The organism is Pedobacter sp. T50_32 (genome assembly GCF_057652195.1).
Map to the genome: position 1 here is coordinate 507,015 of NZ_JBYFBY010000002.1, position 12,155 is coordinate 519,169.

12 protein-coding genes are annotated in these 12,155 nt (G+C 37.4%); 4 read left to right on the top strand and 8 right to left on the bottom strand.

The window, feature by feature from the left end:
• Positions 1-23 precede the first annotated feature (23 nt).
• On the top strand, positions 24-917 hold the full coding sequence (locus AC23ME_RS07605; protein ID WP_487727157.1) for a DMT family transporter: 894 nt from the start codon (positions 24-26) through the stop codon (positions 915-917).
• Between the two features lie 21 nt (positions 918-938).
• On the opposite strand, the gene AC23ME_RS07610 is transcribed toward AC23ME_RS07605, so the two are convergent.
• Positions 939-1,289: a hypothetical protein gene (locus AC23ME_RS07610; RefSeq protein WP_487727158.1), complete on the bottom strand. Its 351-nt coding sequence runs from the start codon at positions 1,287-1,289 to the stop codon at positions 939-941.
• Positions 1,290-1,436: 147 nt separating this feature from the next.
• On the opposite strand from AC23ME_RS07610, the gene rnhA reads away from it, so the two are divergent.
• The gene (gene rnhA / locus AC23ME_RS07615; RefSeq protein WP_487727159.1) at positions 1,437-1,916 is read left to right on the top strand and encodes a ribonuclease HI; all 480 of its coding nucleotides are present in this window, start codon (positions 1,437-1,439) and stop codon (positions 1,914-1,916) included.
• A 116-nt stretch (positions 1,917-2,032) separates the two neighbouring features.
• Here rnhA and AC23ME_RS07620 read toward each other — a convergent pair whose 3' ends face one another.
• The 6 genes from AC23ME_RS07620 to gloA2 form a co-directional block, all read right to left on the bottom strand.
• Entirely contained in the window at positions 2,033-2,551 is a 519-nt protein-coding gene (locus AC23ME_RS07620; protein ID WP_487727160.1) for a DUF2911 domain-containing protein, read from the bottom strand.
• 137 nt (positions 2,552-2,688) lie between these two features.
• Positions 2,689-3,738, bottom strand: a complete 1,050-nt coding sequence (gene fbp, locus AC23ME_RS07625) for a class 1 fructose-bisphosphatase (protein ID WP_308848459.1) — start codon at positions 3,736-3,738, stop codon at positions 2,689-2,691.
• Between the two features lie 25 nt (positions 3,739-3,763).
• On the bottom strand, positions 3,764-4,255 hold the full coding sequence (locus AC23ME_RS07630) for a metallophosphoesterase family protein (RefSeq protein ID WP_487727161.1): 492 nt from the start codon (positions 4,253-4,255) through the stop codon (positions 3,764-3,766).
• Between the two features lie 392 nt (positions 4,256-4,647).
• Positions 4,648-5,352 (bottom strand): tRNA1(Val) (adenine(37)-N6)-methyltransferase, encoded by a 705-nt coding sequence (locus AC23ME_RS07635; protein ID WP_487727162.1) that lies wholly within the window; start codon positions 5,350-5,352, stop codon positions 4,648-4,650.
• Positions 5,353-5,354: 2 nt separating this feature from the next.
• The gene (locus AC23ME_RS07640) at positions 5,355-5,879 is read right to left on the bottom strand and encodes a hypothetical protein (protein ID WP_487727163.1); all 525 of its coding nucleotides are present in this window, start codon (positions 5,877-5,879) and stop codon (positions 5,355-5,357) included.
• Between the two features lie 16 nt (positions 5,880-5,895).
• Positions 5,896-6,279 carry an SMU1112c/YaeR family gloxylase I-like metalloprotein gene (gloA2, locus tag AC23ME_RS07645; protein WP_487727164.1) on the bottom strand — a complete coding sequence of 128 codons (384 nt, stop codon included), beginning with the start codon at positions 6,277-6,279 and terminating at the stop codon, positions 5,896-5,898.
• 234 nt (positions 6,280-6,513) lie between these two features.
• Between gloA2 and AC23ME_RS07650 the strand changes: the two genes are divergently transcribed.
• On the top strand, positions 6,514-7,146 hold the full coding sequence (locus tag AC23ME_RS07650; RefSeq protein ID WP_487727165.1) for a tetratricopeptide repeat protein: 633 nt from the start codon (positions 6,514-6,516) through the stop codon (positions 7,144-7,146).
• A 77-nt stretch (positions 7,147-7,223) separates the two neighbouring features.
• Positions 7,224-10,889, top strand: coding sequence for a phosphoribosylformylglycinamidine synthase (gene purL / locus AC23ME_RS07655; RefSeq protein WP_487727166.1), 3,666 nt, complete (start codon positions 7,224-7,226; stop codon positions 10,887-10,889).
• A 38-nt stretch (positions 10,890-10,927) separates the two neighbouring features.
• On the opposite strand, the gene AC23ME_RS07660 is transcribed toward purL, so the two are convergent.
• Positions 10,928-12,097, bottom strand: a complete 1,170-nt coding sequence (locus tag AC23ME_RS07660; RefSeq protein ID WP_487727167.1) for a glycosyltransferase — start codon at positions 12,095-12,097, stop codon at positions 10,928-10,930.
• Positions 12,098-12,155: the final 58 nt, after the last annotated feature.

The following is a 12,155-nucleotide window of genomic DNA, read 5'->3' on the forward strand; positions in this document are numbered from 1 at the left end:
TTGCAATAAAATGGAAGCATATCATGAAAATGAGTAGTATACCTAAAAATCTGCTCAACTTTATTTACGGCATTATTTTCGTGATTTTTTGGTCATCAGCCTCATCGGCAACCAAAATTGGGCTTAAGGTAGTTCAACCTTTAGTGCTTTCTATACCGCGGTTTATATTAGCTACCGCTATCATGTTAGGTATATCGCATGTATTCATGAAACAAGCATTACCTAAGGGAAAAGCAGTTTGGATAAAAATTGCTACTTACGGCTTTCTAAATGTAGGACTATATTTGGGGCTTTATGTATGGGCAATGCAACATGTTTCAGCCGGATTGGGTTCATTGTTTATTGCTATTAATCCCGTTCTGATTATGCTCATTAGTACATTATACTTTAGACAACCCTTAAGACTTGTTACTGTTTTAAGTTTTGTGCTGTGCATGAGCGGAATGTTAATTGCTGCTTATCCATTACTTGGCGGCAGTTACGCTAGCCCAACAGGATTGCTTTTATTATTGTTCTGTAACATTTCGTATTCTGCCGGTGCCATCTATTTTTCTCGACAAAACTGGGAAGGCTTGCATATTTTAACCATTAATGGCTGGCAAACCATGTTCGGCTGCCTTCTGCTGCTCCCCTTTGCGTTCTATCTTTACCAACCCCAAGCAAATGTATTCAACTTTTCATTCTTTGGATCGGTAATTTGGTTGGCCATTCCAGCCTCCATCGTCGCTTCTTTACTTTGGATGTCGCTACTAAAAGACAATCCCACCAAAGCATCTGCCTGGCTATTTTTATGCCCAGTTACCGGATTTGCTATTGCCTCTGTATTAATGAAAGAACCATTAACCCTATATACACTTACAGGGGTAATTTTGGTAATCATTGGCCTATATGCCGTTCAGAGAGCAAAAACCAGATAAAGAAAACGTGAATATCAGTTTTTAGTTCAGCTTGATCTGCTTTGGGTCGTTCACTACAATTTGTAGCTTTTCCTTGTACAAAGTTACTTTGCCAGTTACACAAATTCGTTTGTTTTCGAAGAGCGTTACAGGTTCTTTTTCAAATTTATCCCTATCAGATTTAAATACCACAACTGTAATCACTTCTTTAGGAAATTTACCACCTAAGTTTAGTAAACTAAGGCTTTCCATAGATCTAGCACTATGAACAGAATCACATAAAGTAACTTCTTTACCAACGTGATTAACTACCTCTTTTATAGAAACATTGTTTTGGCTTCTAGCAACAGAACAAAAAGCAGCAAATGCAAATATTAATAAGATTTTTTTCATGGTACGAAGATACAGATTACAACCTGAAGTGTTAAACAGATTTTGTTTAACACTTCTAATTATGATCATCCTAGAAAGCCGCTTCTAAATAGAAAATTTCAACATCAAGTTTGATTTCCGTTAATAAAGCATAGTTTTACAGTGTTTATGATAGAAATTTACACAGACGGAGCAGCAAGCGGAAACCCAGGACCTGGAGGTTATGGCGTAATTTTACGTTCAGGCAAACACTATAAAGAATTAAGCGGTGGTTTTAGGATGACTACCAATAACCGAATGGAGCTTCTAGCTGTTATTGTTGCACTAAAAGCTTTAAAAACACCTGGTCAAGATGTAGTTGTTTTTTCAGACAGCAAATATGTAGTAGATTCTGTAGAAAAAGGATGGGTATTCGGTTGGGTACAAAAAGGCTTTAAAGATAAGAAAAACAAAGATTTGTGGTTGCAATACCTACAACAGCACAAGTTACACAACGTTAAATTCAAATGGATTAAAGGCCACAATGAACATCCCGAAAATGAGCGCTGCGATAGGTTAGCTGTAGCTGCATCACAAGATAAAGCAAATTGGGTAATTGATGCTCCTTTTGAAGCTGAAAGAAATTCGAGTTCTAGTAAGCTATTGTAACATAGGGTTCTATAACACTCCTATCGTCATTTCGAACGCAGAGAGAAATCTGTTAGCTAAGTACTCCTATTTAACAGATTTCTCCTCGTTTCTCGTCGAAATGACGTGATTAATAATTATTTAACGCTAACCGGCACAGAAACCTTATCCCAGTTCAGAGAAAAACCTTTACCAGTAACATTGTAAACTAATCTCTCTTGTGTTTCTGCCAAAGCTTTTGATTTAACATCAACACGTAAGGCATCCTTAGTCTCATCATATTTACCAGCACCCCATTGTTTAGGCTCTTTGTTAAAAATAGCCGTCCATGTACCGCTTTCTCTTGGTATTAAAAAGAAACTGTATTTTCCGGCAGGTAAGTTTTTACCTTCTACTTTAATGTCTTTGTCGGTTTCAAAAGTGGTTGCCTCATTAGCACCTGCACGCCAAACTTTGTCGTAAGCCTCTAAGCCACCCCAAATTTTACGACCTTTTACCGCCGGACTGCTATAATTAATGGTAATATTTGCTGCACCAATCTTTCCTGTGGCTGTTGCCGCAGGACTAGCCTTAGGTTTTGCATCTTGAGCCATTGCACCTACCGAAACGAAAAGGGCAAGCACTGTAGCTGCCATCACTTTAAATCTTGATTTCATAATTTTCATTTTTAATAATCAGTTTTTACTAAGTTACCGTTTAAAACATTAAAAAGTCTACATCAACAATAAAATTACGGACAGCAAAAAAGCGAATGTTTCCACTCGCTTCTCAAAATTAAATTAACCGGAAATTTTTACGCTGATTTTATTTCAATCGCTTTCTCTTTCAGTTTTTCCACTGGAGAAAATTCTGCCATAAACTCTTCTGCCTTTCTCACCATTTTAGGCGAGCCCACAAAAATAGCCACACGTTGGTGTAATTCAGTTGGTTCTATATCTAAAATCCTATTCAAACCATCAGTGGCAATACCACCAGCTTGCTCAATAATCAAAGCCATTGGGTTGCACTCGTACAACAAACGTAATTTTCCTTTTGGCGAGGCCGATGTTGTTGGGTAAATATAAATACCACCTTTAATCAAGCTTCTATGGATATCCGCAGCCATAGCACCAATGTACCTAGATGTATAAGGTCGGTTGGTCGCCGCATCTTCCACCTGTGCATATTTAATGTATTTCTTCACTCCCTCTGGAAAATGAACATAGTTACCTTCGTTAATAGAGTAGATTACTCCATCTTCAGGTATTTTCATATTCGGGTGCGACAAGCAGAACTCCCCTATCGAAGGATCCAAAGTAAAGCCGTTTACGCCTTTTCCAGTAGTATAAACCATCATGGTAGATGAACCGTAAATTACGTATCCTGCAGCCACTTGCTCTGTTCCTTTCTGTAAAACATCATCCAAAGTCGCTGGTCCTTCTGTAGATTTTCTTCTATAAATAGAAAAAATGGTGCCCACAGTCACGTTAATATCAATATTCGACGACCCATCTAAAGGATCGATACAAACAATATAACGGGCATTTTTAGATACAGGCGAATCGATACGTACAAAATCATCTTCTTCTTCCGAAGCTACAATACAGCACTCGCCACCACTCGTCAGCGCCGAAATAAATTGATCGTTGGCATACACATCAAGCTTCTTTTGCCCCTCACCTTGAATATTGATCGTATCTGCATCACCTAAAATATCTACCAAACCTGCTTTGTTTACTTCGCGGTTTACAATTTTTGCGGCAATACCAATATCTCTCAACAAGCGAGAAAGCTCTCCTTTAGCATACGGGAAATCCGCTTGCTTTTCAATAATAAATTGGCCTAATGTTTTTATACCCGACATGATTTTACTTAGTGTACTTTTTACGTTATCTATCTCCTAATTCTATGGCCTCTAAGGTATGTATTTTTTCTTCGGAAATACAAAAGCGAATCAAAGTTCTTTTCTTGTGCCAACCGTGTTTTCCAGCCGCACCGGGATTAATATGCAAACATTGTATTTTTTTATCGAAAACAACTTTCAAAATATGCGAATGTCCAGAAATAAAAAGTTGCGGAGGCTTAGTGTAAATTTCTTTCTTAACTTGAGGAGCATATCTATCCGGATAACCGCCTATATGAGTCATCCAAACATCCACTCCTTCACAACTAAATCGATTATGCTCCGGAAATTGAGCTCTAATATCTGCACCATCAATGTTTCCGTACACACCAACTAGTGGTTTAAAGGCAGCCAAAGGCTCAATTACACCTGGCCCAAAATCTCCAGCATGCCAAATCTCATCCCTATCATCAAAATATTTAAAAACCGCATCGTCCAAATAGCCATGCGTATCAGATATTAAACCTATTTTTTTCATTCTTTTTTAGATATGGGTATTGAGATGTGAGATTGGAGACTTTAATCACTCAAAACTATCAATTCTTCTTTTTAGAAAAGCAGCTAACTGCTACTATTTTAATTCCGTCGGGCTTTTCGCTATATCTTTTCGCTAGCCATCCTGTCATCCCGAGTTTCGAGGGATCTATTTCTTTGGTACTAAAGCGATCTGAACAGCAATTAAGTGAAAAGTATGCCGCTCCAATCCCGTTTATTTAACAAAGGACCGTTTCAAACACTACCAATAATACATCGTCATTGCGAGGCACAGTTTATCCCGACCGTTCGGGAAAGCAATCTCGAACTATTAAACAACCCGCTAAAGTTGTAAGATTGCTTCGTCGTTCCTTCTCGCAATGACGACCAGGCTTCCTAATACGCCAAAAAGAAATCCTTCAACAACAACTCGTAAGCTTTGGTATATTTTTTCTCGCTTTCGTAAATCATAAAATTTTCTTCTATCGGATCAAACTTTTCTCTACCTAAACAAACAATCCGTCTAAATTCAGGCTTTGAAACGTCAGAATGCAACTTGATTATTTTTTGCACAAACAAGCCCAATGTTTCACCTCTATCTACTACTTCTTCAGCTTGCTTAATTGGCAAGACAAACCAAAAACAACCATCATCACTTAGCAATTCATTTACTTTCTTAATCAACTCGGCAAAAAAAGTATGACTAGCATGCCTCGCTATTTCCTTTTTTGGTTCTGCATTTTTATAATCGTTCACAAAAAACGGCGGATTAGTTACGATCAAATCGAATTTTTCTAGATTGCTATACTGTTCTATTGCTTGATTGTGAACCGACAACTGCTTACTGAAAACTGAAGCCTCAAAATTCCTAGCAGCAGTTGCTGACGCCTGCTCATCAATTTCTACTGCATAAACCTGCGCTTCTGGAAAGCGTTGCGCCAACATTAAGGCTATTACTCCCGTCCCCGTGCCAATATCCAATACTCGTTTAGGATTTTTATGTTCAGCCATTGCTCCCAGCAACACACCATCGGTATTAATTTTCATGGCGCAATTGCTTTGGTCTATCTCAAATTGTTTAAAACGGAAGATGTTTTTCATTATTAAATCCTTAGACCTAAGCGAATAGGCAAAAACTGGTATGACGCACCTACAAACCTTAAACCTACTTTTAATTGACCCGATAGCTTTTGCGACAATTTCGTTTCTACTCCTACAGCTACTTCCACAATATCAAATGGAGTTTTTTCCTTTTGAAAATCATTTGTTATGTAATTCCGACCAATTTTAAGATTTAACAACGGCCTAATTTGCTTATGACCGAACATATATTCCAAATCTCCAAAAAACGTATATCCATTGATATTTTTATTATAACTTAAATAGCCAACGCCAAACCCTAATCTCAAATTTTCTCGATAACTTATACCATTCACCAAGCTTAAATCAAGCGCTCCTAAATTTTCACCAAGGTCGTAACCTTTCCAATCTGGTCCAGCATCAACCTCAAAATTCCTACTTAGAAAGTTTTGGTAACCTCCCTCAAACTTTATAGTATACTTAATCTGTGATTTTGCTGCAAAAGAAATTGTAAAAAGCAATAAAATAACTAGAAGTGTTTTTTTCATTATATTAAAGGTCAATCTATTTACTGTATATTTCCAATGGCAAACCATCTGGATCCGTAAAAAACGTGAGTTGCCTACCAGTAAACTCATCAATTCTTACAGGTTCGGTTACAATTCCTCTTTCATTTAAAACCTTAGATACATTTTCAACATCATCAACTTCAAAAGCCAAATGACGCAAACCTAGTGCTTCTGGTCTAGATGCTCTTTCTGGCGGATTTTCAAACGAAAACAACTCAATTTGATAAATTCCGTTCACTGCCAAGTCTAACTTCCAAGATTTTCGCTCTACCCTATAAACTTCAGCAATAATTGTTAAACCCAGTTTATTGACATAAAAATCTTTGGAGCGTTCGTAATTGGAACAAATAATAGCGATATGATGAATGCGGTTGAACATCTATGAATTTACGATTTTATCTCGTACGTAAGGGAACGAATGCTGTTCAAATATCGACCAACTTTTTAATATTTCAATTTTCAACATTAAAATAAAAATTTTGAAAAACAATGTTAGTACAAATCGGCAATTGTAGCCCCGCTTTGCAGCGGGACTGACATTAAAAACTGCAGCTAAATTGCGCTTCAAATTAAACAAAACCTTAACTTCAATGTTAAAATCTGAAAAAACACCATGAAAAACTTAAAACAAACCACATTTTTAGCCATCGCCGCTTTAACTTTCTCAATGCAAAGTTGCAATACCAGCAATATTGATAAGGCAGACAAATTTTACAAAGAAGATAACGTTGCCGAAGCCATTAAACATTACGAACTTGCTATTGCAGAAGGCGATACAACGGCAACAAACAAATTGGCACTACTTTATGCTAATGAACATCAGCCAGATAAGGCAAAAGCCATTTACATAAAATCTTTTGAAAAGGGAGATGCATCTGCAGCGCAATATTTGGCAAACATGAGCCTGAAAGACAATAATTATGAAGATGTAATTAAGTATACTAAACCACTGGCAGACAAGGGAAACAAAGAAATGGCTTATGCTTTGGGTTCGGCTTATCTAAAATTAAAGCAATATGACGATGCCATTAAATATTTAAGCATGGATGCTGAAAATGTGTACATTAAAGACCCGCTTGGTCAAGCTTACTACGGTAAAAAAGATTATGCAAATGCGGAAAAATATTGGAAGTCGGCAATAGACGACCATAAATCTGGCGCTATAAATTCGTACAACAAACTATTGAATTTGTACAAAGAACAAGGCAGACAAAAAGATTACGATGCTTATAATGGCAGGTATTGATTTAAGGCTGAAATAAACCAAAAAGCTCTACATTTTTCGGCTAAAAAAACCTAAATTTGCGTCTTCAAAAAATAAGCATGATTCATTTCTTTTTAGGTCAATCTGACGAGGTTTTTGTTTTACAAACAAGCAAAACTTTATCCCCAACTGATACAGAAAAATTAGAATGGCTTTTCGGCGGAGCTAAATTGAGCACCGAAAGTTCTTTAACAGGTTTTTTTGTTGGTCCACGTGCAGCTATGATTACTCCTTGGAGTACCAATGCTGTAGAAATTACTCAGAATATGACGCTTGATGGCATCATTAGAATTGAGGAATTTAAAAAAGTGGAGGAAGGTTTTACGTCTTTTGACCCGATGCTTTCTCAAAAATATACCGCACTTAACCAAGATATTTTTACCATCAATATTGAGCCAGAGGCGATTTTAGAAGTAGAAGATATTGCCGCTTATAACAAGCAAGAAGGTTTATCTTTAAGTGATGAGGAAGTTGATTACTTAAAAGGATTGGCTGATAAATTAGGAAGATCATTGACAGATTCGGAAGTTTTTGGTTTCTCACAAGTGAATTCTGAACACTGCCGTCATAAAATATTCAATGGCACCTTTGTGATTGATGGTGTAGAAAAACCTACTTCTCTTTTCAAACTGATTAAGGAAACTTCATCAACACATCCAAACGATATCGTTTCTGCTTATAAAGATAACGTGGCTTTTGTTAAAGGGCCGAGAGTGCAACAATTTGCACCTTCGAAACCAGATGTGCCATCGTTTTACGAAACAAAAGATTTTGACTCGGTAATTTCTATTAAAGCCGAAACACATAACTTCCCAACTACGGTAGAGCCTTTTAACGGTGCTGCAACAGGTTCGGGTGGTGAAATTAGAGACCGTTTAGCTGGCGGACAAGGTTCTTTGCCATTGGCTGGAACAGCAGTTTACATGACTGCCCTTTCTCGTTTAGAAGAAAACCGTGCTTGGGAAAAAGGCATGAACGAACGTGAATGGTTGTACCAAACACCAATGGATATTTTAATCAAAGCTTCTAACGGAGCTTCTGATTTTGGAAATAAATTTGGTCAGCCGCTAATTACTGGTTCTGTGTTAACTTTCGAACACGAAGAACACGACCGTAAATTAGGTTTCGACAAAGTGATTATGCTTGCTGGTGGTATCGGTTACGGTAAATTAGAACAAGCTAAAAAACAAGAGCCAAAAACTGGCGATAACATCGTGGTTTTAGGTGGTGAAAACTACCGTATTGGTATGGGTGGTGCTGCTGTTTCTTCGGCTGATACTGGTCAACATGGTTCGGGAATTGAGTTAAACGCAATCCAACGTTCGAACCCAGAAATGCAAAAACGTGCTGCTAATGCGGTTCGTGCAATGGTAGAGAGCGATAACAATACCATTGTTTCAATCCACGATCACGGCGCTGGTGGCCACTTAAACTGTCTTTCGGAGTTAGTTGAAGCCACTGGTGGTAAAATTGATTTAGATAAATTACCAGTTGGTGATCCTACCCTTTCTGCAAAAGAGATTATCGGTAACGAATCTCAAGAGCGTATGGGCTTGGTAATTGGCGATGAACATTTAGAGACCTTGCAAAAAATTGCTGATCGTGAGCGTTCGCCAATGTACACAGTTGGTAAAGTAACTGGCGATCATCGTTTTACTTTTGAATCTGCAACCACTGGCGAAAAACCAATGGATTTGGCATTGAGTGATATGTTCGGCAGCTCGCCAAAAATGATTATGGACGACAAAACTGTTGACCGTAATTACGAAGCTGTTACTTATGACCAAGGTAAAATCAACGAATATTTAGAGCAAGTATTGCAATTAGAGGCGGTAGCTTGTAAAGATTGGTTAACAAACAAAGTTGATAGATGTGTTGGTGGTAGAGTAGCGAAACAACAATGTGCTGGTCCGTTACAATTACCATTGAACAACGTTGGCGTAATGGCCTTAGATTTTCAAGGTAAAGAAGGTATTGCAACTTCGGTTGGCCACGCTCCTCTTTCTGCTCTGATTGATGCTGGTGCTGGAAGTAGAGTTGCCATTGCAGAGTCGTTATCAAATTTAGTTTGGGCTCCGTTAAAAGATAATTTAAAAAGCGTTTCACTTTCTGCCAACTGGATGTGGGCTTGTAAAAACGAAGGTGAAGATGCTCGTTTATATGAAGCAGTTAAAGCTTGTTCCGAGTTTGCTATCGAATTAGGCATCAATATCCCAACGGGTAAAGATTCGCTTTCGATGAAACAGAAATACAAAAATGGCGATGTAATTGCGCCAGGAACTGTAATTATTTCTGCTGCTGGTAATTGTAACGATATTACTCAGGTTATTGAGCCAGTTTTACAAAAAGATGGCGGTAACATTTACTATATCAATTTAAGTAATGATACTTATAAATTAGGTGGTTCTTCTTTCGCTCAAGTTTTAAATAAAATTGGTAACGAAACTCCTGATGTAAAAGATGCAGCAAAATTCAGCACTGCTTTTAATACTGTACAGGAATTAATTAAAGCTGGTAAAATAAAAGCTGGACATGATATTGGCAGTGGTGGTTTAATTACTACGCTTTTAGAATTGTGTTTTGCAGATCAGAACTTGGGTGCAAATATCGATTTATCTGGTTTAGGCGAAGCTGATGCTTTAAAAGTTTTATTTGCCGAAAACATCGCTTTGGTTTTCCAAGCTGACGAAAGTGTAGAAGCTATTTTGACTGATAAAGCTGTTACTTTCCACAAAATTGGTTCGGTAAGCAATACAGCTACTTTAAATGTAGCTAACAACGGCACTGACTACTCTTTCGATATTAACCACCTACGTGATGTTTGGTACAAAACTTCTTACTTATTAGACCGCAAACAAAGTGGTGAAGTAAAAGCGAAAGAACGTTTCGACAACTATAAAAACCAACCGTTAAAATTCAATTTCCCTGCACAATTTGATGGTAAAAAACCAGTAATTGATGCAAGCAAACCTCGTCCAAAAGCAGCGATTTTACGTGAAAAAGGAAGTAACTCTGAGCGTGAAGTAGCTAATGCGATGTATTTGGCAGGTTTTGATGTGAAAGATGTTCACATGACAGATTTGATTTCGGGCAGAGAAACTTTGGAAGATATTCAGTTTATTGGTGCTGTTGGTGGTTTCTCTAACTCTGATGTTTTAGGTTCGGCAAAAGGCTGGGCTGGAGCATTCTTGTATAACGAGAAAGCTCGTTTAGCGCTAGAAAACTTTTTTAACAGAGAAGATACTTTATCAGTAGGTATTTGTAATGGTTGTCAGTTATTTGTTGAGCTTGGTTTAATTAACAAAAACCACGAAGCAAAACCTAAAATGCTGCATAACGATAGCCATAAGCACGAAAGTATATTCACATCATTAACTATCCAAGAGAATAAATCAGTGATGTTATCTACTTTAGCTGGTAGCACTTTAGGTGTTTGGGTTTCACACGGTGAAGGTAAATTTCAATTCCCTTACGAAGAAACGAGCTACGATGTGGTTGCCAAATATGGTTACGAACAGTATCCTGCCAATCCGAACGGTTCTGGTTTTAATACGGCAATGCTTTGCGATGAAACTGGTAGACACTTGGTAATGATGCCTCACATTGAGCGTTCGTTATTCCAATGGCATTGGGCGAACTATCCAGCAGGTAGAAAAGACGAGGTTTCTCCTTGGATGGAAGCTTTTGTAAATGCTAGAGAATGGGTGGAGAAACACCAGAAATAATAAAGAAAAAGCCTCGAATTAATTCGAGGCTTTTTCTTTTAGATATCAACTCCTCCAGCTCGGTAAAGCTCAATAAATTGTTGCGCTATCACATCGCCTTTATATTTTTTAGCAGCGTCTTCTTTTATTTTATTTCTATCAAATTTTACTTCTTTATTAATAAATTTAGCTATAGCTTTAGATAGAGCTTCTACATCATTAGGTTCAACCAAAATACCATTTGTTTCATCAATCATTTCTGGAATACCGCCAGCAGCAGATACAATAACGGGGACTCCCAAACTCAGACTTTCTATGATCACAACGCCTTGAGTTTCGTAATTACTAAATAGAATCAGTGCCGATGATTTGGCTATCTCTTCAACAACATCATTTCCATACAAGAATCCAGTAAAATTTACAGTATCCAATCCAAACTCTTTAACCATTTGGCCAGCTTTATCAAAATCATCGCCGTTACCCACCATTGTTAAAGAAAAAGGAAGACCGTAGTTTTGTACCTTCTTAAATGCTTCCAGAGTTCCCGGTATATTTTTATGTACTTTTTTAAAGTTAGAAACATGACAAAAATGATTTTCTATCGATTTTGCATCATTATTGCTTTCAAAAAAAATAGGCTTCACAACGTTTGAAATCACCCTGAAATTGCTATTCGTAATTCCATGTCTGTTCATGTGAAATTTCAAATCTTGAGATATGGCACTTATGCCTTTTGAACGTTTAGCCACCCAATTTGCAAAAAACTTTCTAACCTTACCACTATAGCTCCCATCTTGGGGAAGATACCTTGTCCACTGTTCAGAAATAAAATAATCCTGTTTTCTAAAGAAACTTAATACAAAAGGTAAAATAGCGGCCCTTGTTAAAACATGCACATGCAGTAGTAACGGCCTGGGGTTTAGTTTTCGATATCGATAATAACCATAAAATTGTCCAAAGACATATAATATTGCCTTTATCAATTGTGATACGGGTGCCTTTGATTTAGATTTTTTGTAATATAAAATGTAAGTATCAACCCCGTTAACTACAGATTTTTCAAAGCTATATATCCCCTTAGCGTTCTCATCACCGCAAACATGCAGAACATCAACAGGTATTTTGGCATTAATTGCTTCGGCGTGAACCCTAATGAATGAACCTACTGACAAATGGGTTTTATTTGGATACCACTCCGGTAGAAACAGAACTTTACTCGCGTTACTCATAAGACAAGGGTAAAACTACAAAAAATCTGTATCATGATATCTAGCTAAACTAACAATT

Bases quoted from the DNA above. Each gene is read 5' to 3' on its own strand.
- AC23ME_RS07605 (WP_487727157.1), top strand. From the start codon at position 24: ATGAAAATGAGTAGTATACCTAAAAATCTGCTCAACTTTATTTACGGC.
- AC23ME_RS07610 (WP_487727158.1), bottom strand. From the start codon at position 1,289: ATGAAAAAAATCTTATTAATATTTGCATTTGCTGCTTTTTGTTCTGTT.
- rnhA (WP_487727159.1), top strand. From the start codon at position 1,437: ATGATAGAAATTTACACAGACGGAGCAGCAAGCGGAAACCCAGGACCT.
- AC23ME_RS07620 (WP_487727160.1), bottom strand. From the start codon at position 2,551: ATGAAATCAAGATTTAAAGTGATGGCAGCTACAGTGCTTGCCCTTTTC.
- fbp (WP_308848459.1), bottom strand. From the start codon at position 3,738: ATGTCGGGTATAAAAACATTAGGCCAATTTATTATTGAAAAGCAAGCG.
- AC23ME_RS07630 (WP_487727161.1), bottom strand. From the start codon at position 4,255: ATGAAAAAAATAGGTTTAATATCTGATACGCATGGCTATTTGGACGAT.
- AC23ME_RS07635 (WP_487727162.1), bottom strand. From the start codon at position 5,352: ATGAAAAACATCTTCCGTTTTAAACAATTTGAGATAGACCAAAGCAAT.
- AC23ME_RS07640 (WP_487727163.1), bottom strand. From the start codon at position 5,879: ATGAAAAAAACACTTCTAGTTATTTTATTGCTTTTTACAATTTCTTTT.
- gloA2 (WP_487727164.1), bottom strand. From the start codon at position 6,279: ATGTTCAACCGCATTCATCATATCGCTATTATTTGTTCCAATTACGAA.
- AC23ME_RS07650 (WP_487727165.1), top strand. From the start codon at position 6,514: ATGAAAAACTTAAAACAAACCACATTTTTAGCCATCGCCGCTTTAACT.
- purL (WP_487727166.1), top strand. From the start codon at position 7,224: ATGATTCATTTCTTTTTAGGTCAATCTGACGAGGTTTTTGTTTTACAA.
- AC23ME_RS07660 (WP_487727167.1), bottom strand. From the start codon at position 12,097: ATGAGTAACGCGAGTAAAGTTCTGTTTCTACCGGAGTGGTATCCAAAT.